General features: G+C 51.7%; 24 protein-coding genes, 1 tRNA gene and 1 pseudogene. 21 read left to right on the top strand and 5 right to left on the bottom strand.

What is annotated here, in order from left to right; translation table 11 throughout:
- Positions 1–68: 68 nt before the first annotated feature.
- Positions 69–398: a hypothetical protein gene (locus ACUZ79_RS10960; protein ID WP_308584401.1), complete on the top strand. Its 330-nt coding sequence runs from the start codon at positions 69–71 to the stop codon at positions 396–398.
- Positions 399–413: 15 nt separating this feature from the next.
- On the opposite strand, the gene ACUZ79_RS10955 is transcribed toward ACUZ79_RS10960, so the two are convergent.
- Entirely contained in the window at positions 414–782 is a 369-nt protein-coding gene (locus ACUZ79_RS10955; RefSeq protein ID WP_449251611.1) for a hypothetical protein, read from the bottom strand.
- A gap of 505 nt (positions 783–1,287) precedes the next feature.
- Here ACUZ79_RS10955 and ACUZ79_RS10950 point away from each other — a divergent pair.
- The 19 genes from ACUZ79_RS10950 (at position 1,288) to ACUZ79_RS10860 (ending at position 17,562) form a co-directional block, all read left to right on the top strand.
- On the top strand, positions 1,288–1,494 hold the full coding sequence (locus tag ACUZ79_RS10950) for a hypothetical protein (RefSeq protein WP_449251610.1): 207 nt from the start codon (positions 1,288–1,290) through the stop codon (positions 1,492–1,494).
- A 334-nt stretch (positions 1,495–1,828) separates the two neighbouring features.
- On the top strand, positions 1,829–2,050 hold the full coding sequence (locus tag ACUZ79_RS10945; RefSeq protein ID WP_449251609.1) for a hypothetical protein: 222 nt from the start codon (positions 1,829–1,831) through the stop codon (positions 2,048–2,050).
- Positions 2,047–2,298: a hypothetical protein gene (locus tag ACUZ79_RS10940; RefSeq protein ID WP_449251608.1), complete on the top strand. Its 252-nt coding sequence runs from the start codon at positions 2,047–2,049 to the stop codon at positions 2,296–2,298. The genes ACUZ79_RS10945 and ACUZ79_RS10940 overlap by 4 nt, the downstream gene beginning before the upstream one ends.
- A 239-nt stretch (positions 2,299–2,537) precedes the next feature.
- Positions 2,538–2,614 (top strand) — tRNA-Pro (locus tag ACUZ79_RS10935).
- 20 nt (positions 2,615–2,634) lie between these two features.
- Positions 2,635–2,814 (top strand): hypothetical protein, encoded by a 180-nt coding sequence (locus tag ACUZ79_RS10930; RefSeq protein ID WP_449251607.1) that lies wholly within the window; start codon positions 2,635–2,637, stop codon positions 2,812–2,814.
- A 218-nt stretch (positions 2,815–3,032) separates the two neighbouring features.
- Positions 3,033–3,809 carry a PD-(D/E)XK nuclease-like domain-containing protein gene (locus ACUZ79_RS10925; RefSeq protein WP_449251606.1) on the top strand — a complete coding sequence of 259 codons (777 nt, stop codon included), beginning with the start codon at positions 3,033–3,035 and terminating at the stop codon, positions 3,807–3,809.
- Between the two features lie 10 nt (positions 3,810–3,819).
- Positions 3,820–5,007, top strand: coding sequence for a recombinase RecT (locus ACUZ79_RS10920; RefSeq protein ID WP_449251605.1), 1,188 nt, complete (start codon positions 3,820–3,822; stop codon positions 5,005–5,007).
- A 3-nt stretch (positions 5,008–5,010) separates the two neighbouring features.
- Positions 5,011–5,934 (top strand): DUF1351 domain-containing protein, encoded by a 924-nt coding sequence (locus ACUZ79_RS10915; protein WP_449251604.1) that lies wholly within the window; start codon positions 5,011–5,013, stop codon positions 5,932–5,934.
- Positions 5,935–6,018: 84 nt separating this feature from the next.
- Positions 6,019–7,452: a hypothetical protein gene (locus ACUZ79_RS10910; RefSeq protein ID WP_449251603.1), complete on the top strand. Its 1,434-nt coding sequence runs from the start codon at positions 6,019–6,021 to the stop codon at positions 7,450–7,452.
- 203 nt (positions 7,453–7,655) lie between these two features.
- Complete coding sequence (locus ACUZ79_RS10905) at positions 7,656–8,240, top strand: 3'-5' exonuclease (protein ID WP_449251602.1); 585 nt, start codon at positions 7,656–7,658, stop codon at positions 8,238–8,240.
- Positions 8,241–8,348: 108 nt separating this feature from the next.
- The gene (locus ACUZ79_RS10900; RefSeq protein ID WP_449251601.1) at positions 8,349–9,347 is read left to right on the top strand and encodes a hypothetical protein; all 999 of its coding nucleotides are present in this window, start codon (positions 8,349–8,351) and stop codon (positions 9,345–9,347) included.
- A 74-nt stretch (positions 9,348–9,421) separates the two neighbouring features.
- On the top strand, positions 9,422–10,513 hold the full coding sequence (locus tag ACUZ79_RS10895) for a DUF5131 family protein (protein ID WP_308584368.1): 1,092 nt from the start codon (positions 9,422–9,424) through the stop codon (positions 10,511–10,513).
- Positions 10,510–10,944: an ASCH domain-containing protein gene (locus tag ACUZ79_RS10890; protein ID WP_449251600.1), complete on the top strand. Its 435-nt coding sequence runs from the start codon at positions 10,510–10,512 to the stop codon at positions 10,942–10,944. Before ACUZ79_RS10895 ends, ACUZ79_RS10890 begins: the two co-directional genes overlap by 4 nt.
- A 255-nt stretch (positions 10,945–11,199) precedes the next feature.
- Positions 11,200–11,595, top strand: coding sequence for a hypothetical protein (locus tag ACUZ79_RS10885; RefSeq protein WP_449251599.1), 396 nt, complete (start codon positions 11,200–11,202; stop codon positions 11,593–11,595).
- Positions 11,596–11,824: 229 nt separating this feature from the next.
- The gene (locus tag ACUZ79_RS10880) at positions 11,825–12,166 is read left to right on the top strand and encodes a hypothetical protein (RefSeq protein ID WP_449251598.1); all 342 of its coding nucleotides are present in this window, start codon (positions 11,825–11,827) and stop codon (positions 12,164–12,166) included.
- Complete coding sequence (locus ACUZ79_RS10875; protein WP_449251597.1) at positions 12,120–12,641, top strand: phosphoadenosine phosphosulfate reductase domain-containing protein; 522 nt, start codon at positions 12,120–12,122, stop codon at positions 12,639–12,641. The genes ACUZ79_RS10880 and ACUZ79_RS10875 overlap by 47 nt, the downstream gene beginning before the upstream one ends.
- 395 nt (positions 12,642–13,036) lie before the next feature.
- Entirely contained in the window at positions 13,037–14,131 is a 1,095-nt protein-coding gene (locus ACUZ79_RS10870; protein WP_449251596.1) for a tyrosine-type recombinase/integrase, read from the top strand.
- Positions 14,132–14,493: 362 nt separating this feature from the next.
- Positions 14,494–16,293 (top strand): AAA family ATPase, encoded by a 1,800-nt coding sequence (locus tag ACUZ79_RS10865; RefSeq protein WP_449251595.1) that lies wholly within the window; start codon positions 14,494–14,496, stop codon positions 16,291–16,293.
- A 33-nt stretch (positions 16,294–16,326) separates the two neighbouring features.
- The gene (locus ACUZ79_RS10860) at positions 16,327–17,562 is read left to right on the top strand and encodes an ISL3 family transposase (RefSeq protein WP_096152604.1); all 1,236 of its coding nucleotides are present in this window, start codon (positions 16,327–16,329) and stop codon (positions 17,560–17,562) included.
- A gap of 644 nt (positions 17,563–18,206) precedes the next feature.
- On the opposite strand, the gene ACUZ79_RS10855 is transcribed toward ACUZ79_RS10860, so the two are convergent.
- The 4 genes and pseudogenes from ACUZ79_RS10855 to ACUZ79_RS10840 form a co-directional block, all read right to left on the bottom strand.
- The gene (locus tag ACUZ79_RS10855; protein WP_449251594.1) at positions 18,207–19,094 is read right to left on the bottom strand and encodes a ParB/RepB/Spo0J family partition protein; all 888 of its coding nucleotides are present in this window, start codon (positions 19,092–19,094) and stop codon (positions 18,207–18,209) included.
- A 523-nt stretch (positions 19,095–19,617) separates the two neighbouring features.
- A complete protein-coding gene (locus tag ACUZ79_RS10850; RefSeq protein ID WP_449251593.1) occupies positions 19,618–22,524 on the bottom strand; it encodes a DUF927 domain-containing protein in 2,907 nt (968 codons plus the stop codon).
- A gap of 723 nt (positions 22,525–23,247) precedes the next feature.
- Positions 23,248–23,520: a winged helix-turn-helix domain-containing protein gene (locus ACUZ79_RS10845; RefSeq protein ID WP_449251592.1), complete on the bottom strand. Its 273-nt coding sequence runs from the start codon at positions 23,518–23,520 to the stop codon at positions 23,248–23,250.
- Positions 23,521–23,695: 175 nt separating this feature from the next.
- Positions 23,696–24,779, bottom strand: a pseudogene (locus tag ACUZ79_RS10840) (ISL3 family transposase); the annotation flags it as partial.
- A gap of 28 nt (positions 24,780–24,807) precedes the next feature.
- On the opposite strand from ACUZ79_RS10840, the gene ACUZ79_RS10835 reads away from it, so the two are divergent.
- Entirely contained in the window at positions 24,808–25,524 is a 717-nt protein-coding gene (locus ACUZ79_RS10835; protein WP_449252177.1) for an efflux RND transporter permease subunit, read from the top strand.
- Positions 25,525–25,562 lie beyond the last annotated feature (38 nt).

Here is a 25,562-nt window from a genome sequence, read left to right as displayed (position 1 = left end):
TATGAGAACTCTGTGCTGGCGCTGCTGGGGTAGCCTGAAATTATTCAATCATACATGGAGTAAAAACCATGCCACACACTGGATACACGATTTTTAATGGCGCATCGGGCGAAGGATATCCCTTTGATATTTATACCCGAGGCTCTGATCTTGATTCAACCGGTGGAGTGTATATTTTCGTCAACAAAAAAAATTGCCTTGAGCGATCCTCAGAAGTTCCATGCGACCCAATTTTAATTGGTGAAACCGATGATCTAAGCGAGTTGGATGAAAATTGTGAATGCCTGAATGAGCACGGCGCCGACCTTCTGTGCGTTCTCGTTGAGAACAATGAAGATCAGCGCCGTAAAATATATGACGACATTTCAGAAGAATACCAGGATGTCCCATGCGAGTAACATCAAATGTTCGAATTAAGACGGGAGCCTTGGGCTTCCTTGATTGACCCAAAAGAACAGCAATTTTCGTGAAAATTCTGACCATTCAGGTGCAAATCTCGCCAAGTCTTCAACGTTCCCACTGGCTGCTGATAAACTAAATCTCGCCGCAGATTTGGATATTTTATTTCTTATCTCTTCACTTTCCCGTTCAACTTCACAGCCACCGCCCTCGCAGGGCGTGAACCACTTTTCCAGGAAGGCATCAAGTTCTTCCTGGAATTTTTTGTTTGATTCAGCGGAGCCGTAGCCTGTGGGGATAAAAACCCCATCATCGACCGGGCAAATGTGACTGCACCCCATATCTATGTGGATACCGCGCTTGACCCAGATTGGTGAACTCATACCTTTCGCCCTCCTTGCCCCCGCCTGGGGGCTTTTTTGTGGCTTTCTATTCTTCAGTGATTCTGATCTGGCAAATTTAAATAAGAGATTAACACCTATTTTTTTCTTGCACAGTAGGCTAAATTCTCTTATATTGATTTTGCCAACGAGGAAGAGGTTGCGAGCGCAGGTTTCGGCCCAGAGTAGCGAACCGAATTCTCAATCGGCAGCAACTTGGCGGCATGAAGGCCCGGCCACAAGTCGGGTGCTGGGAGCAAGAGGCCCAGCCGTAAGCTCGAATAGAGGCCATTCAAAAGTTGTCAAAAATGCCCACTTGGGCGGGTTCTGTAGATCCGTCGCGGAAGATCTAACGGCGTCGGGGAGGTTCGGGGGAGGTGACTAACCCCCAGGGTGACAACCTGCAACCGAGTTCGGCAATTATTCAGGCACAACGAATTTCTTTCATATACCGCCAGCGTTACGGCGTTGGCGGCAATGAAGGAACTTCTAAAAGGTGGAGGAAGCCATGCTTAATGCACAAGAGGAACAAGTGATTCGTAACCTGATCATAAGGTTGCGCTGTGAAGACAGCAGTCAGGTTTCGCGAGAAGTTTTTGAATCAATGAATAGCCACCATTTGCGTTTATGGCTCAACTCGTGGGTTATTCCCGGCCTTGAACTTATGCTCCCTGAAAAGCGCGACCTCAAAACCGCGATTGGGCTTACTGAATGAATCTTTCCCCACCGTTAGCGACCAATTTCGGGACTACCCGCAAATGGTCGCCGCCGGTGATGGAGAGGTTCTCCATAGTAAGTGCAGGTTCGATTCCTGCTCGTTTGCCGAGGACTGGCGTGAAGGGAGGCCGTGGTCAGGTTCATGGCTGATATGTCTACGGGGCAATAACTCCGTGGTAACTCTGGAGAGACAAATGGCACGGGCGGCCCGCCCGATAAACGCGCCCCGGAATGGGCCGAGGGGCAACATTTGCGCCGCGTTGGATGGCTTCTGTCGCGTCGCTGGGGCCGTGAACATCGGGTTCGCGGCCTTTTTAAATTTTGGAGGGCCCATGAAAACATTCTTCCTGCTGATCACGTTTTACCTGTCGAACAACACGCCCTTGCATGTCGAACGGCAAGCCACCTTCCTTGAAGGCGCGCGTCCGGTCAGAACCATGGAAGAATGTCTCAGTGTGGCCGCAGATCAGGAGGCACGGTTCAAGATGGCCTTTGCCAAGAGCAACGGCTTGCTCAAGAAAAAGGTCAAAATCAAATGCCGGGAGGGCAAATGAGCACCAACGAATCCTCGCCTGTTTCCCTAAAATTTGTCGGCAAAGACTATTGGGGAAGGGCGGTTTTCAAGGGAAGCAATGGGCGATGGTACAAAACCACAGACTTGCTTCTTCCTGAAGCTCCGCACCAGATGACTGCGACTGAGCAAGCACTGCTTCTTGCAAGCCTGCATTCCACAGACAGCAGAGATGGTGAACCTGGCTGGCCAGTGGCTGTTTCCCGGTTCACGTTTTCAGAAGGCATCTAGCCAGGGCTCAACGCTCAGGCATTCCACATACACTTCACATACCGGGTGAACCCGTCAGGGAGGAATCAATGGTCATCCGCGTCGGCCCTCGGCAATCGAGGGAACAGTCCTCCCATGGCTCTGTAGCAGTGAGGCACACCGTTAAGGCCGGTGGATAGCCGCTGAACAGAACAACTGCCATGGGGGCAATCGAAGGCCGGGGGTGTTTCCCTTCCCCCGGCCTTTTCCATTTTTAGCGACGGGGCGTAGCGCAGCCAGGTAGCGCAGCGGCGTTGGGAGCCGAAGGTCGCTGGTTCGAATCCAGTCGCCCCGACCAATTTTCAAATGGAGTCTGCCATGTGCGAGCACAGCTACGAATACAAGGGGTACCGTTCATACGGTGCTGACGTTCCTGATCTTATGCAGGGCTGCTTTTATCCAGGTGACGAGCCTGGATTGCGTTGCAGACTGACTGACGATCCGTGCGACCTGGATGAATGCCCGTTGAAGATCAACAGTGAGGAGGGCATGCAATGAGCGTGCGAGATATTCTGATCGTTCTGTTCGGCCTCATGTCCATGCCCATTGTCATTGCTATCGGCGCACGCCTCGGAGGATAACATGACAATGTTCGTCTGCCGCAATGGCGTACTTATTACGCTCAGGGGAACAAAAAAAGAAATCATGGAACAGATTCGTTCCTGGTGCCCCTCAGGTTTTCTCATTGAAATTTTCAGGCGGGGGAGGTTGGCGCAGTGACAGAAGCCGAATATCACGCAAACAAGTCCCTTTCCAAATCTGCGATAGACCTGATCCTTGAATGCCCCGCGCTGTACAAGGCATGGATAGAGGGGGTTGGTGATGAAGAATCAACCTCCTCCCTATCTTTCGGGGGTATGTTCCACAAGCTCACTCTTGAACCTCACAGGTTCGGCATTGAATACGCTGTGACCGAGCACAATCTATCCACCAGGGAAGGCAAGGAATTTAAGAAAGAAGCCGCGGGCAGAATAATTTGCAAACAGCCCGACTATGAATCGGCACTTTTGATGTCTGACGCCGTGCGTGACCATCCACAGGCGAAGTACCTGTTTAAGGATTACGATGCGGAAAGGGCTATTTTCTGGGAGCGAGAGGGCATTTCCTGCAAAGCGAAGCCTGATATTGTCTCAAGAATTTCAACTCCAGAATATTCAGCCAGGTACATAGCTGATCTAAAAACGACAGACAGTGCAAATCCAGCCCATATTCGCAGAAGCATAGCGAAATACACATACTATCGACAGGCAGCGTGGTACTTGGATGGAATGGCCGCCATTGGTGAACCATGTGACGCATTCCTCTTCATCTTCGTCGAAAAATCATATCCACACCTCGTTACCATGTGCCAGCTTGATAACGCTGCCCTCGAAGCAGGACGAGCCGATTGCGCCCGCGCAATTTCAAAACTCAAAGAATGCCGGGAAACAGGTCTGTACCCCTGTTATACACAGGACATTTTAACAATAAGCCTGCCGCCGTGGGCGGCGTAGGAGAATTGGGATGAGCACCGCACTCAATCTTGCGAAGCCACAAGCACCGGCTCAAAGAGAGCACAAATCATTTTCTGATTTGGTCAGGGCGAAGGTTTCCAGCGTTTTGGTTGGAAAAAAGGCCGATGACTTCGTTACGTCATTGGTAAGCCTTATGAACCAAGACCCCGCTCTCAAGAATTGTACACCTATGAGCCTCATTTCGGCAGCGTTGCAGGCTCAGAGCCTTAATTTGTCGCTCAATAAGGTGCTTGGGCAGGCTTGGGTTGTTCCCTTTAAGGATAAAAAAATCAGCGAGATCAACCCCGCCACTGGTGAGCCTTTCCTCATGGCTTCATTCCAGATTGGCTACAAGGGTTATCTTCAGCTTGCGATTCGCAGCGGCCAGTACCGTAAGATCAACGTGCTTTCCATAAAGGATGGTGAGCTTCTTCAGTATGACCCTCTGAACGAAGAACTACACACTGATCTTATCCAAGATGACACCATCCGCGAGGAAACGCCCACAATCGGCTATTACGCCATGTTTGAATATATGAACGGCTTCAGGAAGACGATGTACTGGAGCAAGGCGAAGATGGCCGCGCACGCCGACAGATTCAGCCCAGCATTTAGCTTGAAGGCCAAAGGGGGGAGATACCCAAAAGTCTCTTTTGCGGACTTTGAAGCTGGCAAAGTCAATGAGCGTGATATGTGGCTCTATTCAAGCTTTTGGTACAAAGACTTCGACGGCATGGCCTATAAGACTATGCTGCGGCAAATACTCAGCAAGTGGGGCATAATGTCTGTTGAAATGCAACAAGCATACATTGCCGATATGCACGCCGTTAACGAAGGCGGCGTCACGTCCGATATCGTGGACGCTGAATACAGCGAGGGGGATGATTCCAAGGCTGAACTGCCCCCGGCTGCCCCCGGCGAACACATAGACATGGATACCGGGGAGGTTACGCCGAAAGAACCTGTCCCGGCCCGAGCGAAAGCGCCTGTTCAGGCACAGCCCCCTGTTCAGAAAGAAGAACGTGCGGTTCCCACGGAACCAGCGCCGCAACCCCAGCAGCAGAACAGCCAGAATCCCAATGCTTTCCCATGCCCGCGCACGGATGGGGCCACGATGGTAACGGAAGCCGACTGCGAAAAGTGCAATCAGCGCACCCGCTGCCCTGAATGGGCCGTTGATCTTCCTGAGGAGGGATAAGCCATGGCACTGGCAGATTCTCGAATGAAGCTCCATGCCAGCCCGCCAGCAGTCAGTTTTGATTTTGCTGGTCTGGTTTCGTGGGCCAGGGGTATGACCGGGAAATTTGAAAATCTGGTTGTGACGGAAGATCAGGTTCCTGAGATCAAGGACTGCATGACCGAACTGAACAAGGCCAAGATCAGCCTGGACAACTCCAGAAAGGAGACGGTCAAAGAGTTGAGCGCGCCTCTCAAGGCATTTGAGGGGCAGATCAAACAGGTCATGGCCATCTTCGACGAAACCTACAAGTTCTTGGGCGATCAGGTTCAGCATTTCGTCGAGCAGGAGCGCGAAAAGAAAAGGGAGGTTGTTCAGGGTATCATTGCCGAAGAGCTTGAGAAACGGAAGGGCGAAGTCCAACCCTTTGCAATCCCCATACAGGACAAGTGGCTGCTTAAATCAACTACCCTGAAATCCATCCGCGAAGCTGTCCAGGGCATCATTGACCAGCGCATTGAGTCGCTGCGGTTGCAGCAGCAGGCAGATCAGGCGAGAGCAGAGCGGGCCTCGGCCATTGAACAGGCGGTTAAGGCGGCAAACGCTGAATATCAGCTTGAACTGTCAGTCGCCCAGTTTATGACCCAGTGGCACACAAGCTTGTCGACGCCGCTCGATGATGTCTGCAAGGACATTACAAGTGCCGCACAGCGGGCGCTGGCGCGCCAGGCAGAACGCAGTGTACCAGCCCCAGCAGCCAGGCGGTGGGTCGCTCCTCAAACGTCTGCGGCTCCCGCCGTTACCACGGCCCCTGCGGCTGAAGCAGGGCCGGACAAAACCATGTCCATCATCATCACATACAGCCCTGCCAAGGAGGGCGAAGTGCGCCTTGCCTTGGCAAAGCTGAGGGGCCTGTGCACGACATTCAGTGCTCGCGCCCGCCAATAGTTTTCCTCCAACTCACACACCCTCCACAGTGCCCGCGGCGTTCTCATTGCGTCGCGGGCGCAACCATTTTTTAAGGAGCACAACATGCCCAGGAAGAAAGCCAAGGCGCTCCCGCGCCCTGAACCAGAAATGTTTACGGTCTGCGGCGACATCGTGCAGGAGACCGAGGATGCCATTCTGCTTATGTGTGCTGGCGAAAAAGTATGGCTGCCCAAGAGCCAGATTGAATACGTCGGCGAACGCGATGACACGAATGTTGAAGTGACTCTGCCTGATTGGCTGGCCGAGGGCCAAGGATTGGTCGATGGCCAAGGGTATGCAATTGCTGAAAGCGGTGGAAGCCAGCAGGAACAGCCGCTGGAAACCACGTCCGAGCCTGAGCCTGATCCCAACGCTACCATGGCGATCACCCTCACCATTCACGCCTTTTCGGAAGATGGCGAAACGGCCACCGTCGAAGACCGCCACGCCAACACCGCCGACATTTCCACGGCCTCCTTTACCCACAACGAAAGCGAAATCAACGTGGGCGATACCGTTTTGTGCAACGTCCTGGCCAGCGCGGTTGAACCGACAGACCTTTGCCCTGACGACGTGCCCGATGAAAGCGCCTGCACCTCTGATGATGGCCCCGAAGCCGCTGAGGAATGCGATCCCCGCGAAACGTTGCCGGTTTGCCTGCGGGGCCGGGATGTGCACTGGCTCAAGAAAGAAACCTGCACAAAGGCTTTCCCTCTGTCCGACGAGGACAAACTGGAACTTGGTAGCAAAATGGCTGCTGCGCAGGCCAAGATCGACCAGCTTGAAGATGAACTCGCCAGCGTGCGCAAGAGCTTTAAAAACCGCATAGAGGAACACCAGGAGGCCTTGAGCAAGGCTGCCGAGGAGTTCCGCTTCGGCAAGACTGAGCCACAGGACGTTGAATGCGACGTCTACCAGGACTTTGATTCCGGCGAAGTCGTGTACGTCACTGCCGACGATGCCGCAGAAGAAATTATGCGCCGCCCCATGACTGCGGACGAACGCCGCCCGACGTTGTTTGACGGCCCGCCTTCCATCAAGGGGCATTCCGCACCGCTCGGTGAAGACCCGCGCAACCGGATCGTGACGACGGAGCCCACGCCTCAGACTTGGGGGCATACCTGCGTTGACTGCGGACACATGCCCAACGCTGACGACGGCACACAAGCTGATGAATGCGCCAACTGCTCACAGACCGTTGAGGGCGGCGTGGATAACTGGAAGCCGCGCCGCGAGTGCGCCACCTGCAACTACAAGAGCATGGCCGTCAACATGCCCCCTTGCAACACCTGCATGCTTAACCCCCAGGCCGATGCCAGCGCCGATGACGACAACTGGATCTCTGCCGGAAACAAGCCCGCAGAAAGCCCTGAAATGGATGAATCCACGGCAGAAGAACTTCAGGCCGGTGAGTCCCTCGATGAAGAAGCGGCAGAGCAGCCCCCGCTTGCCCTCGGCGGCGACCATCAGCCCGCTTCTGGAGCCGCCATACAATGAGCGGCTTCGATGATCCGAATCGTCCTGAATGGCGTGGAAAGCGCAAGGTAAAAAATTTTGCGCATATCTACGCATCATGCAAGGGCGAGCGGCTCAGTGACGGCAAACCGTCCCGCGCCTGCAAAAAGTGTGGGACGGTTTCAAAAAAGAAGAAGTGCCCCATCTGTGGGTGCGAACAATTCAAAAAACTGTAGGGGCCCGGCATGAGGGACAAGAAGATACTCTGGGTAGACACAGAGACAACCGGAACAGACCCCGGCAAGAACGGCCTTATTCAGCTTGCTGGCGTACTTGAAATAAACGGCCATGAAACCACCAGCTTCGATTTCAAGATTCGTCCTTTCGCTGATGACGTTATCGAAGACACGGCACTCACTGTGAACGGCTTCACGCGGGAGGATATCGCCGGATTCATCCCCCCGCATGACGTACATAAATACTTCGTTCAGATTCTCTCTGCTCACGTTGACCGCTACGACAAGCGCGATAAGTGCTTCTTCGCAGGCTACAACGGCATTTTCGACCTCAACTTCTTGCACGCCTTTTTCAAAAAGTGCGGCGACCCGTACTTTGGCTCTTACGTCTGGTGGCCCAGCATCGACGTATCCGTCATGGCCGGACATGCCCTCATGGGCGTTCGGCATGAGCTCCCGAACTTCAAACTTGAAACCGTTGCCTCCCACTTCGACATCAAGCCTCAGGGCGAGGCCCACGACGCCATGACCGACATCCGTATGACCATGGAAATATACCGCCGCTTGGTATCAAGCGGCCCTGCAGGAGCATAAGCGCATAAATAGATCCCCACTTTCTTACCGCGCCCGTCTACGGACGGGAGCGGAATAGGGCGGGGGAGCCTCGCTCAAGATTACCACACAAAACACCTTGGAGGGACAATGAGCATCATAGGCATCAGCATAGAAATCGGAAATGGCGATCGCAAATGCACCAGAATTGACGCGGCAGGAAACCCCGTTGAAGTGAGCAGCGACTTCTTCGAAAAGCACCCCACCTATGCGGGCATTAAGCCTGCAACCGTAGACGGGCAGCACATGGTTTGCATTCCGGCGTTCTATGTGCGCCAGGAGCGTTCCAGCGAGAATGGCAAAACCGCATACCGATACTGGATCAGCCCCGAGCCCGCCGACGGCTTTCACCTGCACTCTGCGTTCATGTACATCGGAATGCCTACAGAGGCCTTCTGGATCGGTGCCTACGAAGGCAGCTTCGGTGCTGATGGCGAAATATGCTCCATGCCTGGCGTAATGCCTGCTGGCAATAATGATTTCTTCGACATGCGCGCAGCGTGCGCCGCCAGAAACCGCGATGAAGCTATGGGCTGGCGTATGCAGAATATCCGCATGCTGGCCGCCGTTCAGCGACTTATGATTATCGAGGCCGGCACAACAGACAGTCAGGCCGCATACGGCATGGGCAACGTCCAGTGCGATTGTCTCAAAAAGACCGGCAAAAGCGGGCTGTGCTGGCGCGGAATTTATGACCTCTGGGGCAACTCCATAACCATGATTGACGGCATCATCCTCGATGAACAGCACGTCATCCATATCGAGGACGCCAAGGGGCTTGGTGAATACATCAACACTGGCGTCCATGCTGCCAGCGACACCGGCTGGCCAACGGACATTGCCTTTGCTGACGGAAAATTCTTTTCCCTGTCTGACTGCTTCATTCCTGCCGACGCTGACATCGGAGGTGAACCTTCTGCGGCCTTTGCCCCTGACAAGACGTGGCGCTCATGGCCCGATGAAAAGAACGTGTTCTACTCCGGCGGCTCCTGGGACAATGGTTCAGCCGCGGGCCTGTTCTACTGCAGCTTCGCCAGCGTTGCTTCCGGCTCGAACACGTACATCGGGTGCCGCCTCGCAAAAGTGTAGCCTGGAACCTGGACCTTGTTTCCTGAACGGCTCCGCGAAAGCGGAGCCGTCGCTTTTTATGAGGAGAACGCAACATGGCTACAACAACGCGCATTGAATGGGCAGACGCGACCACAAATACCGCCGTGGGCTGCTCGCACTGTTCCCCTGGCTGTGACCACTGCTACGCTGAAAAGTTTGCGCACCGCCTGTCAAAGCATCCGATTGCCGCAAAGGTATATGCCGGTGTTGTCGATGAAAGGGGCAAGTGGACGGGTAAAATAAATTCTAACTTTTCCGAAAAGATGTACCCGCATCGGGTGCCCGGCAAAGGCAAGAGGGTGTTTGTCGGCAGCATGACCGACATTTTCCATCCGAACTATCCAGCCGAGAACCGTGACGAGCTCTTTGCATCTATTCTTGCAGACTACATTTTTGCAAACGGGCATGGCCACACATTCATCATCCTCACAAAGCGGCCGCAGGCTATGGAAGAATATTTCGCCGCTGGCCCTGGAACGCTACTGCGCAGGTGGGGTAGGGCTGGCAATGGCTGGATAATTGTTGGCGATGGCGACAGCGAGACATTTGAAGAATATGCCGATGGTCAAACCATCCCGCAAGAAATGACAAGCACCCGCGACAATCTGCGACAAGATTACCTGTGGCCGCTGCCTAATTTGTGGCTTGGCGTAACTGTCTGCAATCAGGCCGAGGCAGACGCCAAAATTCCCGCGCTGCTTGCAACGCCTGCCGCAAAGCGTTTTGTCAGCATTGAGCCCATGCTTGGCCCTGTGGATTTGACTTCTATCGATTATCCGTCGGGCCGTATCGAAGGGGCTGAAGAAAGCGGAATGATTGACGCGCTGCGCGGTCTGACAATGGACGATGCGCCGACACATCCGGCACTCGACTGGGTTATCTGCGGAGGCGAAACCGGATCAGGCGCACGGCCAATGAACCCAGACTGGGTGAGGAGCCTGCGCGATCAGTGCCAGGAGGCAACTGTTCCGTTCTTCTTCAAGTCCTGGGGCGAATGGGCACCTGATTGCTTGTGCGGCACAAAGAAGCCTCACCCAGAAACGCCACGTCCCACCCCTGGCCATATGGGCTGTATGTTCAAATGCGGCAAGGCCAACTCTGGCCGCAGCATTGATAAAAGAACGTGGGACGAGGTGCCGCAATGATTTTCCCGGCCATCACAATACGTCAGCCGTGGGCGGCCCTGATCGTCAGCGGTCACAAGGACATAGAAAACAGGGATTGGCGGCTGCCGGACAAGTTTCGCAACTGCACCGTGCTGATCCATTCAAGCGCGAAGCCAGCGTTTGATCCGCATGCAGCCCAACTTGAAATGGTTGCGCGCGGCTGGCCCATGGAAATTTTGCATCCCACGACACTTTGCGGCTGCATCATCGGGGCTGTGCAATTCATTGGCTGCTTGGCGTCAAGCACTGACAACGCTCCATCAGAATGGGCTGACCAAGGCTCAAAGTTCTGGTGGATGATCGGTAAGGTTCTGCCCCTGCCGACAACGCCCGCCATTGGCAAACTGAAATTCTGGCAATTCGATTACCCCCACAGAGTTTCGTGGCCACAGGAGGCATGCAATGCCTGAGCAGCTAAACCTCATACCAACTCTCAATTCAGCCGACGCTCCACCGGGGCACTACGCCGTGCTTAAATCCAGCGTTGTTGGTCCAGACAGCAACGAAAATATATGCCGCCATTGCGATTGGCGTCCTGAATGCCAGAAGAACAACAATCCCGTTCGGTGCATGTCGTATGGGGTAGTAAAAAATGATGGTCGTATTTGGCGGCGTGCGGACGGGTGCAGTGTGGTTTTTAAGCTAAGGCCGAAGGAGTCCAGCAGATGAGCACCGTTGAAATATCCAAGGAAGAACGCGACCTGTGGCGCTTTGAAGCCTCAGACGAGTGCGGCACGCCCAGCGAAGAAGATGAACGCATCTTGCGGCTGCTCGCAACGCTTGAGGCCTGCGAGGCAGACCTTGAAAGGTCATGCGAAGAAACCAGGGCCAATTTTTCAGAACTGTACCGCATGGCCAATGATGTAGTTCCAGAACTGAAGAGGCGCGCCGAGAAGGGCGAGGCCATGGTAGATTGGCTGGCTGGCCAACTGCATGGATTGGGGCCGAAGTATGGTGATGTGATCTGCCCACAGGAAAAGTGTCACGCCACCAGTGATTGCATTGATTGCTGGAAAGAAGCCGCCCGCCGGGCCGTGGCTGCAAACGAGGTGGGGGTATGAAAAAAAAGCTGCTGACAATTGCACAATTGGCACAAAAAATAGGAACACCTCCCAAATGGGTATCCAACGCCGCGTATAATCATAGGTTGGGGATGTCTTACCTTCCCCATTCTCAAGTGGGACAAGTTAACGTGCTCATGTCCGTACATGATGTCACATGGGCAGATGTTCGCTGCCGGGGAAGAAATCACTCAAAACGCCGGGCAGTGGCTGCGGGGGAGGGATAGTTGTGGCTGTCATCCGTCAGGCAAGTCTACCAGGTTACGACCTGGGCGACTACATCCGCGAGAGCATTGATTTCCTGCGCCAGCATGAGCCGCCTGAGGGCTATTTTGTGGGTTTCAGTGGCGGCAAGGATAGCATCACCTCTCTGCAACTTTGCGCACTGGCGGGTGTGAAGCATCAAGCATTTTACACGTACACCACCATCGACCCGCCAGAGGTTGTGAGGTTCATACGGGCGCACTATCCGCAAGTGCAATGGCTGAGGCCCGCAAAGAGTTTTTTCGCCTATGTGTTGAGATTTGCCCCCCCCCCTACGAACACAGCGATGGTGCTGCCCAGCAATTAAGGAGAAGCCGAGTTGGGGGATACCTCTTGCAAACAGACTGTTCGGAATTCGCGCGGAAGAAAGCGCTGGGCGTGCCGAGCGCGGGCGCATAAATATGCGAGTTATCCGCAAAGGGCGCGGACGCGAGCAGAGGGGGCGGAAGGTTCACACGCACTATCACCCAATATTCCGATGGCCTGAATGGGCTGTATGGGAGTTCCTCGATGCGTATAACGTCCCTTGCCCATCTCTATATGCCGAAGGCTTCCACCGCATTGGCTGCGTGGTTTGCCCGTATATAATGGGCAAAACACCTGGGGCTAGATATCAGCGATCAATAAGCATGTCCCGCTGGCCAGGGATGTGGAAAGCATTTGAACATGCCGTAAAAAGATACTGGACGGAAAGCTCTGCCAATGGCGTTCGAAACAAATCGCACCCAAGCGAAACAGCCGACGATTACTGGCAAGCCTACCTAAACGGGTTTGAAAAATAGGAGCACAAACAATGCCTGACATTGAACCGTGCGCAGAATGTGGTCGCCCTGCAAAGACCGTCGCAGGGCCAGGCAGTTTGATCTCAATCGGATGCTTCAGGACAGGATGCCGGTGCGTGCCCGTCACATACTGGGTTGGAAATAATCGCTCAAGGTCTGCGGCTATCAGGTCTTGGAATTTCAGGTGGAAAAAGAAGCATCCCGATGCCGCAATAGAGAATTATGAGGAGGTAGCATAATGCAACTTACCGCCGAACAGGTCGCTGACCGCTTGAACCGAACTGTCAAATGGGTTTACAGACATAAGCATGCGCTTGGGGCTGTTCGCGTGCCTGGCTCGCGTCTGCTCTCGTTCCCTGAAAATGTCATAGAGAAAATAGAGAAAGGAGAACTGTATGCCGTACCCTCTCAAATCAGGAAAGTGGAGGGCGGAAAGGCAGATAGACGGCAAGCGATACTCCAAAGTCTGCGCAACCAAAAGGGAAGCGCTGGATTGGGAAAGCGCGGTGAAAAAGGCAGTTCTGGCACAGCCGGAAACAAAAACTCCAACCGTCACGGCCTTGGAATGGTTGAATCAGTTCCTGGACTTTTCCAGTGAGCGCCATTCCAAAATCTGCTACCAGCAGCGGACGCGCTCAGCGCGTCTTTTTTTGTCCGCTGTTTCAGGCGAAACGGACGTTGAGGATATCACCCCTCATATTGTCCTTGAAGCCATGAGGTACGCCGCTCAGCGCATGAGCAATGCGGCGTCCAATGCGATTAGAAAAAACTTGGGTGCTGCGTGGGCCTGGGGAATCAAGTACCTTGGCCTCCCAGTGCAAAATCCTTTTCGTGTTGTTGAGCCATTCCCTGTTGACCAATCCCCAAGGAGAGTTCCAACTGAGGCAGAGTTCAACCTTGTTCTGGATGTTGCCCAGCCAAGGGACAGGCTCTTTTTGCAAGCCTGCCTCCACACGGCGGCGCGAAAAAGTGAGCTGTTCAAGCTCAAATGGTCAGACGTGGACTTTGAGCGTGGGGTGGTCATGCTTGGCACCCGCAAGAGAAAAGGCGGTGGAATGGAGTATGACCCTGTGCCCATGACCAGCACGCTACGGGCGTTATTGCTGGAACAGCGCAAGGAGGGATGGAATAAGGAATATGTTTTTTGCCACTGCAACGGTGAGCCCTATACAAACAGGATCAGGCTCACCAGGAGATTGTGCGTAAAGGCAGAGGTTGAACATTTTTGCCTGCACGCCATTCGTCATCTGACGGCAACCCTTCTGGCTAAGGAAGGCGTACCAATGAAGGATATTCAATCCATCTTGCGCCACAAGAGGCTTGCTACAACGGAGAATTATATAGCACGGATGATGCCGCGTGAAAACGTCTTGGAAAGCGTTCTCGTGAAACGAGAAAGGCCCGAAACGTTGCAGCGTTTCGAGCCTGAAAAATCAGAAGTCCCACACGGAGGCCCACAATTTAAAGCGTCATCCGTAAAACTTCAATAGAATCAATGGTGCCGAGGGCGGGACTCGGCAGCGGAGCGAGAAGGACTAGAACCAACTGGCTGTATTGCTTGATAAGTTAAAAGAGCAGGGTAGTTATGGTGGCCCAGTGAGTGGCACACCCATACGCTGTGCCAGATGTCTTATTTAACCCATCTCGCCTTCACCAGCAAGGGCACACGTCTCATGTCTGCCGAACCCTATTTATGGATCATGGCGGACATAACCCGACAATCTTTGTTACTTCTCCTTGCCGACGGTCTATGTTCCATTTCTTGCATCAGTTGACAAGGCTAGGTTATATAGCCTGTAGAAGCTGTTGAAATATTTCAGACAACAAATGAAACTGCGCCGTTGGGGGATCCATGCTCCAATATACTCCGCGTTATCCAAAGGCATTCGGTCATCCTGCCTGGAAGCTGTATGGCTCTGTAAATGATGCGCTTCTGCAAGACTTATTTTGGCGTAAAGTTCAGACAGACCCCGGTCTTGTGGCAAGATTGGCAAAAATCCTTGATCCTAATGCAACGCAAGAAAAAGAAGATATTTTTCTATCTGATAATACTGCTATTTCTTTGCATCCTGAAAGCTGCGGTTCATATTCTACAATAAGAAACAGATTGTTGAATTACCTTCATGGAAACAGTGAAGATAAAAAAATTATTTACGAAGCAGAAGAATATCCAGCAGCGTGTGGATTATATCTTGGCCCACTTTTCCGCCAGAAATGTGGGTGGCTTCCAGAAAATATCTGTTCGAATATCATCAGAGAAATAGAGTTGCCTCTGACCAAAGAAGATCGTTATCTCTTCAATAGAAAGGCTTGTCACAACAGCGTATTGATGTCGGAAAGAGACAAGCAGCATGCGCAACAGACCATCAAAGACTTTCCGATAGATTTTGGATTCAAAAAATTTAGAGTGTATTGGTACTCCACAGAGAATGGAGGTACAGCTTTTGGTATTGTGTATTTCTTTGATGATTCAGGAATGGTTGCTAAGCTTCCCATATCGGCCTGGCAGCGTGTTGGTAACTCTGCTGGTAATGTTGTTTTTGATCTGCTTCACCCTGCCAATAAAATCCCTCTTTATAATCTTAGTGATATCATAAAGTTTAGATCTAGATCTATATCTCAATATGCCATCATATGTCCAAATGAAGCGGTATGCGAGACTATCAGGCGGGATCACGCATGGATACTACAATTCTATCCCCTGACGACATATAGCGCGGTTGAGGGGAGCGATTGGGCATCCTTGGGTTCAATGACGCCACTTATCTTTCCGGATAATTCGCCTGCAGGGTGCCATGAGGCTTTTAAGGTGTTCTCTGCATTGAAGACATATGGATTGTCTCCCTATTTCTTTAAACGGCAGAGGGAAAATAGTATATTTGCATTCGTTCAAGACCTATCTGCCGCAGGCCGACTATACGGTGAATGTAGCCTTCCTGACTTTGCCGAACATTGCCGCCGTGAATTTGGCGTGGAGCCTCCACAGGGAATTTTACCTAAAGGGCAATCATTGCAGGAGTTGTCTGGTGGTGACAGCGAGCCAGAGATGCTTCTGGATGGGTTACTTTCCTTGGGTGACCAGATGACCTTGTTTGCGTGGCGTGGTGTAGGAAAGAGTTTATTTGGCTTGTTATTGGCACTGTGTTTAGCTAACGGGCACAAGGCGCTTGGCGGGCGAGTGTGCCCTTCACGTAAATTCCGTGTACTGCTAATTGACGGGGAAATGCCCTCCCGCAGCCTGCAAATGCGTGCTCGCTCAATCATCAATGCGCTTGGATTGCCGGAGGATGCTGCGAATAAACTCCAGGTCCGCTCATCCGTGGTAGATAAAAAGGATTTGGTGCTGGACACGGAAGAAGGGTGGATAGATTTGTTACCCGATCTTGAGGCTGCTGATATCATCATAGTGGACAGCCTCTTTAAAATTATTCCGTCAGCCATGAGTTCAGATTATACTGCCACAAAGGAATTAAATAATTTTTATAGCTGGTGCAGGCGACATGGTAAAACTGGCATCGTAGTTGATCATCAGGGGAAAAATGGACATGCCGCTTTTGGCTCAATGGGGAAAGACATCGGTGTGGATGCTGCGTTGCAGCTGTCGCGACCGAAAAATAAAAATATAAGGCTCTTCCGGGTTTTCCGTGGGTAGCTGATCTGCTAATGTCCTTCCCGGAGGGCACCAATGAAGGATACGGACCTATATTTTCGGATTCTCGGGCTGACCGAGCCCTGGTTTGTTGAGGCTGTTGAACTGGACACGGCGGAAGGTCGGGTAGACATCCGCGTGGAGCATGGTCCTGGTGTTCGCTGGTTTTGCCCTACTTGTGGTCGAGAGCTGGCTTGCCGCGACCATGCCGAGCCTCGTGTCTGGCGCCATCTGGACACGTGCCAGTTCAAGACGTTCCTGCATGCTCGGATTCCCCGAGTGGACTGCCCCGAGCATGGCGTCCTTCAGGTCAACGTGCCTTGGGCCGAGTCCAAGGCACGTTTCACCATATTGATGGAGCGATTGATCATCGACGTGCTGACCGAGTGCGCCACCGTAACAGGAGCGCGGCGCATCCTGCGCATCACCTGGGACGAAGCATGGGGTGTCATGGAAAGGGCGGTGCGCCGGGGCCGGGAGCGCAAGCAATCGAATCCCTCGCGGTATCTTGGCGTTGACGAGAAGGCATTCCGCAAGGGGCACGACTATGTGACCGTGGTTTGTGATCTGATCGGCAGCACGGTGGAGTATGTGGCCGACGAGCGTAAGGCCGAAAGCCTTGAGGGGTACTACCTTCAGTTCACCAAGGCGCAGTTGGAGCGGATCAAGGCCGTGGCCATGGACATGTGGGAGCCCTATTTTAAAGCTACGCTCAAACATGTGCCGGACGCGGCGGGGAAAATCGTTCACGATCGGTTCCACGTCATGAAACACGTAGGCGAGGCTGTGGACCGGGTACGCAAGCAAGAGCACCGCGAACTCACAAGTCAGGATGACCATCGACTCAAGGGCACGAAATTCCTCTGGCTATACCGGGAGGAGAATCTGCCGGACAAACACCGGCCAGCCCTGGAGGCCTTGAAGACAGCGAACCTCAAGGTGGCCAAGGCCTGGGCCATGAAGGAAAGCCTGAACGACGTCTGGAAGTACCTGAGCACGGGATGGGCCAGACGTTTTGTGAAGCGATGGCTGGTCTGGGTGAACAGGTCAGATCTTGCCCCAATGCGCAAAGTGGGCGGACTGATTCAGAGACATCTTGAGAACATCCTGACCTTCTGCCGCCACAGGATCACCAACGGCGTGGCCGAGGGCCTCAACAGCAAGATCATGGCCATCAAGAGGAAGGCTTGCGGTTATAGGAACCGGGAGCATTTCAAGACAGCCATCTACTTCTTCTGTGGCGGTCTAAACCTCTACCCGGCCAGTTCCTGACAGGGGTTACCCACGGAAAACCCGGAAGAACCAAATTATATTTAAAAATAATCTCTTTGTACCGTTTTCCTGCACTGGGGAACTCATTCACATTTTGAGAATCAAGCCCTGCTGCAGGTGAGCCATTCTCATCTAGAGATTCCAGTTTAACGTCTCGCGTAGCATCATTGCATGCCTGTACGATTCGTTTTCCTTCTAGATATTTTCGGCGATATAAATAACTAAATATTAATACCGTGCCTAGGCAATACATAAATGTAAAGTACTGGTTTTGTGTAAGCTGAGCCGCATAGTGCGCAATCTCGCTTAATAAATCACAAATTTCCACATCTTCCCCCAAGAATAGATAGTGTCATGAAACCTTGATAGCAATCGAGCAATGGAATTGAATTTTCTAGATAGTCACTCTAGCCAAGCCAATTCCCCAAATACCAAATAGACCATTGGTAGAGTGGCCAGATTTTTCACAAAACCTCACCAGCTAAAAAACTTTAACTTTTTCCACAACACGCTTCACGGTTGTATCCAAGGGAAATCAACTTCCATCCCCATGAGGCTCTCACTGTCAAATTTCCCATTAAGTTACGGCTGACGAAGTGAAAGAATGTCGCAATGATACTAGCTTTCCGCAGATTCTCAAATATCTATAAAGAGACATTTGCATCAACGTCTTCAAATTTCATACAGTTTTCAGAATTCGATAGATTCTGGGCACTTTCAAAGGAATTCAGAAGAACATCAATATCTGCACGCATGCCTTCAAGTGCCATTATCAGGCCCTGTTTATCTTCATCCGTAAGCTCAGCCTTTATCTTTGAAAACATTTTTTCGTGAGATGCATTGAGTTCCACAGCCATACTTTCAATTTTACGGATCTGCGCATTAACAAAACGATTCCCAGTTTCATTGGTGCCTTGAGAGGTGTTAGAAGGTTTACGGGGTTTATGCGATTTATTTTCAAGCATATTGCGCAGCTTACTGTAAACTTTCCGCTGGGCATCTACATCCTTCCTCCGCGCGACCTTCAACAGACGCTCACGGGTCATATAGGGCTTTGTTCGTGCGTCATTGCGAATATCTTCTGGCAGCGATGCAATTTTTAATATTTCGCTTGTCGTGCTCTCTTTTTTACCAATTATTCCTGCAATAACACTATTTGAGCAACTCTTCTGTTTTTGCAAGGCCGCTACAGACTCAGCAAATTCAACAGCTGTTAGGTCAGATCGAAGGATATTTTCCATCAAAGCTAGGGTCAACAGATCACCTTCAATATATTTACCTTCTATAGTTTCCTTCTTCAACTGTTTGTGCGCACGCACACGTCTTTCCCCAGAGATGATTATCAGCTTGCCCTCATGACAGGTAAACGTGATGTTTTGCAGAAGGCCATTTTCTTTAATGTCAGCTGCAAGGGCTTTGATCTCATCTTCGTCAAAATACTTCCTGGGCTGCTCAGGGTTAGGCATCAAATTGTTTATATCTATTGAGTATATTTTCCCGATTTCATATTCACGATCTTGAGATTCAGACATAATCCCTCCGATAATCAATGAATACAGCTTATTGTAGCAGTTCGGCCAACCGAACTGCTACTGAGTGTAGGTAAAATTTGATTCAAATCATAGTAGGTGTCAATCCTTATGGACTTGGCCTGGATCACGCGCTGAGTCGTTTTCGCAGCCAGTGCATAAAGCTTGTGCGCTCATATGCAATTTTTTTCCCCAGTCGAACTCGTATAGAGGGGCCTGTGCCCAGTGCGTCTGCATTGGACATCGTTTTGGGGGTCAGCAGCCCCCCCATACACTTTGAAGCTACATCCCGAGTGAACACCGGCGGAAGTTCTTTTTCCAAAGCATTAAAAAAACTGTCGGTACCATACATATCCATAACTCTGGAGTGGCTTATCTTCATATTAGCCTCATTGGGTTGAAAAGTATTAAATTGGGCATAATATAGGGGGCAGTGAAAATAATAATTTCACTGCCCCTGCTATGAGTGTTTTCGCACACTCGCACACTTCGCACGCGATAATTTCTGCTATTTCTGAAATAGCTCTCAGAAAACATTATCGTCCATGTCTTTACCTTCGTAGTCAATTTTTTTGCCCAAAGACTGATGAACTTCTGTTGTATCTGGATCGTCATATAGATTTTTTCTGATAATGGCGAAACCTCTAGGCCGGTTGCTGTTATCGCCCTGCCAGAATTGTTCCCGAATTTCACCGTCTTTAGTCAGTGCCAGCAGCCCCTTTTCCTTCAGATTTGCCACAAAAGACTTGTACTGATACTCCTTGCAGATTTCAGGCACAGCGTACGTACGCGGTATAAAGAAACAATCTTTTCCATCAGACGTGAGTTTCTTAATTGGATAGTCATCACCGCATTTCCCATAGAACCCATTGCGAGCTAGAGACAAAAGTTTTTCTGTGGCTTTTTCAATCTCAAAATCAACAGCGCCATTCCTGTCCCGCAGCCACCACTCAAAGCAACTTTTCATTGCTGTCATTGATTCCCCTGTTGACCAAGGAAGTATGCCGAGATCTATAGCGACTTCACCCACACCAGCCAGCAACGCAAAATGGTCGGCCACACGCTTCGCCTGGGAAGATAAGGCCGTACGGTCAAGACCATCAAGGAATTGCTCCATATGCCTATATATCTCATCACAAATTTTATCCCGATCATCTTTGAGGTGCTGAATCATAGCTCGCAAGGGGGCACCACGATATTGATTGCTGTTTTGCACCAACATGTCGGACAACCCACCAGCCGACATCCCTTTCGGGACAGTTGAAAATATGCCGCTATCAAAACCGCCGTCTGCAAGAAGGCTGATGACACGCACCTCATGCCCGGCCATGGCTTTATTTCTATAACCCTGGTCGGCACGGTCAGATATGGACACTTCACCTGAAGACAAAAATGTCAAATCCCACGTCGGCACGCGACGGCTGACCCCGGTCTTTGAGGAACGTGATTTACCTTGTCCATTGGCAAGCATATAGGCCACCTGCGCCACCACGTCAGGGTCACACTGACTGATTTCGTCAAGCAAAAGGCAATTGTCGTTATGTTGCTCTGCGATGCCTTCCAGCCCATTATCCGTTGTCCGCCATGATTTCAGCTCACCACCGGTGACAGAACCCGCTATATGAAGACTCGTAGTTTTGCCACTGGAAGAATTACCGTAGAGATGAATGCCAAAGCCAGAATGCCCCATGAACGCTAGCAGGGGGCCGGAAAGGGCCGCAACAGTCACCACCTGCAGGAGCGGATTGCCCTTGCAATATACGCCCACGTGCTTTTTCCATTCTTCAAGCGTACCTCTTTGCTCAAATAGCTTGGACGCAACTGGAAAGCGTGAGCAAAGGTATTCGCTGCAACCATCCAGCCCCCCTAAATCGAACGGCACAAATTTATTGGCTTTTTCAACCCAGCCATTCTTTTCAACGATCAATGCCCGCTGTTTAGGGGCTGCCTTGTTGAGATATTGAAGGAGCCGTTGACGGGCCTGCCTGCCTGGTTCCAGTTGCAATCCCGCTTCCGACAGCAGTACAAGCGCTTCATCGCCAGAACCATTCAACGATGTGAAAGGAACGCGGCATTGATGCAACACTCCATCTGGATCACGGACTTCGATGATTTTTGACCATCCGCAACTTTCGGCGTCCCGAGCAGAGGCTTTTACGTCAACATAGGAACTGACCAGCTCAAAGACAGTTTTGTCAGTGGCATCAGGGTAAAACACAAGCCCCTCATCCAGCACGGCAAAGGCTCCCTCTTCAGTGGTGGCAAGTTTTCTTCGATAAATGTCCATAGGACATTTTACCCGACAGCAACCTGAACAAAGAAATACGTTTTGAATTTCCTTGCAAGTGACGGGTGGATAGCTGTAGGCATTGCGTAGCTTTTTACGTGCCCCATCCTCATTATAGCGCAGAGGATCAAGCTGGCTGTACACGTGAAATAGCTTTTGCCCTAATGCACCACAGTGGGCCATAATTCTGGCGAGAACAAACCACTGAGGCTCTGTAACTTCACTCGCATGCTGAGCGCAAAAAGACACGAACTCGCACTCCGTTTCAATGCTTGCAATCTGGCTGCTGGCATTCCGCCTGTCTGCGGGAAGGCAAACGAACTTTTTGGCTTGTAAATAAGCTTCTTCCAGCAGAGGAGCGCATGTGATACCCTCACGAATGCCTTCCCCATCAATATGCCGGTCTGACTTGACGACTTTTTCAAAAAACGCGGCATCATCGTGCATGATTTCGTCATATGTGACAGGCACCTTGTAATTGCCATCCGCCCGCTGGATATGGGGCAGCCTGATGAGCTGGCCTTTACCGCCCTTGAACCCGTTAGGGTCAATGCAAATGCCTTCTAGTGCCTGTGTATGGCTTTCTTTGAGTGCACCAATGACGGCACCGTCCCACAGTTCCTTAGTTGTGACCACGTTGAGAATTTGACTAAGCATATGCCGATAAATGGCAGGCAGTTCAATATCACCTGCTTCCGAGCCAATTAGTTCTCTAGGAACAACAACATGAAAGCCCTTTCCTCCGCTGGCGTAATAATGCAGGTCTTGGGGATTTACCCCGTACTTATTAAAAATTTGAAGAAAAGTGCGAACAGCTTCCAGGGCTTTGTCAATATCGCCAACTTTGCCCAAAGGATTGCCATTGTTGTCACGCAGCTCTTTCTTGGCGTCAAAATCTAGCACCATATCTCCATAGCGCATGGGCTGGGCTTTGCCTTTTTCAACAGGGTGGCTAAACTCAAAGATTGAGATAGCCGTATAACCATCAAGTACTGCTTCTTTGATGCCTTCTTCTGAAGCAGGGTACACGCTCCATTGGCGAGACATTTCCGCAAAATCTGCGTGCTCTTGGTCGGCATGGCCCGCGTAGACTATCCTATTTTCCTTCTGTCCAGTTGGCGTAAGTGAACAACTCAAGCTTTCCATGATAAATCCTACTGAGTATGCGTGTGATAGTCGTTCAGGGCCACAATGGTCTGCATCGGGCTATTACACATATACTAACCAGCAGAAATGTATTCTTTAATTTTTTTTGGAAATGCGTGCTTCTGTGCTGTGCGGGGTGTGCGAACTGTGCGATTAAACGGGATAAACATTTGCTTTCTGCCAGCGTCATAGTTCAACAAAATCCAATTAGAGTGATTTTCTTGGACTAACAGCAGTCACCATACCGGTGGCATACGGGGGCAAAATCTGACGATGGTTCTGTTTTATGGACAGGCGGTGACATCGATCACCGCACCCTCAAAAAGGCTTTTATTTTTTTGCTTTGGTCTTATCTTGGATTCTTTTTTGATGTTATAGGCTTTCTCCTCCTTGATAAGTAGGTTGGCAGATTAGATCCATCCATCCACAAACAGTCCCTCTTAAGAGGGACTGTTTGTGGATGGATGGATAATAAATATGCCTGCCAACCTACTTAATAAAAGAAGAGAAAGAATGCCACAGAATACAGGAAAGAAGCTATGCGGAAATAGATGAGATTGACGAAATATGGCCTGTGCCTCAAGGCGTGAGGCTGCAAATCCCAAACCTATACACCACAAAAAAGGCCGCTCAAAATGGCGACCTTTTTCTGTGAAAAATTTTCAACACTCATCTGGGCCTAATTCACTGTTCTGTTTGACATAGAAATGATAAAAGCCATTGCTATGAGTTCCCTTTAAATGGTTCAACCGAAGCTGAGGATGTCACTTCTCGCTTGCCCTTAGCAGGTGAGTTTGCCCAGAAATCAAGTTGACCAGCCTCACGCAGTTGCTTGATACGCTCTGAAAGGGTACTGCGCCCAAGAGACAACTGTTCCATCAGTGCCTTAACGATATCGCCCTGTGACTGATCTGAATGGCTTGTGATATATTCAATTATGGCCTGATCGGTATCCGGCTTGTTGGGGGCAGATATGTTGTCATACAAATTTTTCATACCTTCGCCCTCACCAGCCGGAAGGGCGTTGGTAGACGATGATATTGCCGCTTGGTCATTGAACTGGAAGGTTAACCTACCGGATTCGTTTTTGATGCTGTATCTGACCCAACACGGATCATTGAATTCAAAATTACGATTTTTTGTTACTGTTGCTTCAATTATATTTGGTTCTGCGGCAGAAGGTCAGGATGTTCTCAAGATGTCTCTGAATCAGTCCGCCCACTTTGCGCATTGGGGCAAGATCTGACCTGTTCACCCAGACCAGCCATCGCTTCACAAAACGTCTGGCCCATCCCGTGCTCAGGTACTTCCAGACGTCGTTCAGGCTTTCCTTCATGGCCCAGGCCTTGGCCACCTTGAGGTTCGCTGTCTTCAAGGCCTCCAGGGCTGGCCGGTGTTTGTCCGGCAGATTCTCCTCCCGGTATAGCCAGAGGAATTTCGTGCCCTTGAGTCGATGGTCATCCTGACTTGTGAGTTCGCGGTGCTCTTGCTTGCGTACCCGGTCCACAGCCTCGCCTACGTGTTTCATGACGTGGAACCGATCGTGAACGATTTTCCCCGCCGCGTCCGGCACATGTTTGAGCGTAGCTTTAAAATAGGCTCCCACATGTCCATGGCCACGGCCTTGATCCGCTCCAACTGCGCCTTGGTGAACTGAAGGTAGTACCCCTCAAGGCTTTCGGCCTTACGCTCGTCGGCCACATACTCCACCGTGCTGCCGATCAGATCACAAACCACGGTCACATAGTCGTGCCCTTGCGGAATGCCTTCTCGTCACCGGCACGATACCGCGAGGGATTCGATTGCTTGCGCTCCCGGCCCCGGCGCACCGCCCTTTCCATGACACCCCATGCTTCGTCCCAGGTGATGCGCAGGATGCGCCGCGCTCCTGTTACGGTGGCGCACTCGGTCAGCACGTCGATGATCAATCGCTCCATCAATATGGTGAAACGTGCCTTGGACTCGGCCCAAGGCACGTTGACCTGAAGGACGCCATGCTCGGGGCAGTCCACTCGGGGAATCCGAGCATGCAGGAACGTCTTGAACTGGCACGTGTCCAGATGGCGCCAGACACGAGGCTCGGCATGGTCGCGGCAAGCCAGCTCTCGACCACAAGTAGGGCAAAACCAGCGAACACCAGGACCATGCTCCACGCGGATGTCTACCCGACCTTCCGCCGTGTCCAGTTCAACAGCCTCAACAAACCAGGGCTCGGTCAGCCCGAGAATCCGAAAATATAGGTCCGTATCCTTCATTGGTGCCCTCCGGGAAGGACATTAGCAGATCAGCTACCCACGGAAAACCCGGAAGAGCCTAAAGATTGAAGGGGCCGCCGCACCGGGGCAAAGCACCGGGCAGGCTATGGCGGCAATGGAAAAAAGCGCGGCAAGTCTGCCCTCCGGCTTTGACTATGCCTGGACGGGGCTTTCCTATCAGCAACGTGTGTCCGCAAGCCAGGCCCCTTTGCTCTACGCTGTTTCCATTATCGTGGTCTTTCTTTGCCTGGCTGCCCTGTACGAAAGCTGGACTATCCCGCTGGCGGTGCTGCTGGCGGTGCCCACCGGCATTGTGGGCGCCTTGGGCGGCGTGTACCTGCGCGGCATGAATAACGACATCTACCTGCAAATTGCACTGCTGACGATCATTGGCCTGTCGGCCAAGAACTCAATCCTGATCGTGGAATTTGCCAGAGAAATGCACCGGGGCGGCAAGGATCTGGTTGCAGCCACGGTAGAGGCCTCCCGGCTTCGCCTGCGGCCTATCATAATGACTTCGCTATGCTTCATCCTTGGTGTGGTGCCGCTGGCGCTCAGCAGCGGGGCGGGCTCCGGCGCGCAAAACGCCCTTGGTACAGCCGTGCTGACAGGCATGATCACCGCAACAGGCCTGGGCATTTACTACACGCCGCTGTTCTTCATTGTAGTGAACCGTTTTTTCAGCGGAAAGCTGCGGCGGAAAGGACCTTCTGCCGAGCCTGCGGCCCAGCAAGAACAACATTGAGCATGCCATGATCAGAGATGATGATTTTGAAATACAGG

The organism is Desulfovibrio faecalis (assembly GCF_053570625.1).
Note: the sequence above shows the minus strand (reverse complement) of the source record. Positions and strands in the feature narration are given on the sequence as shown.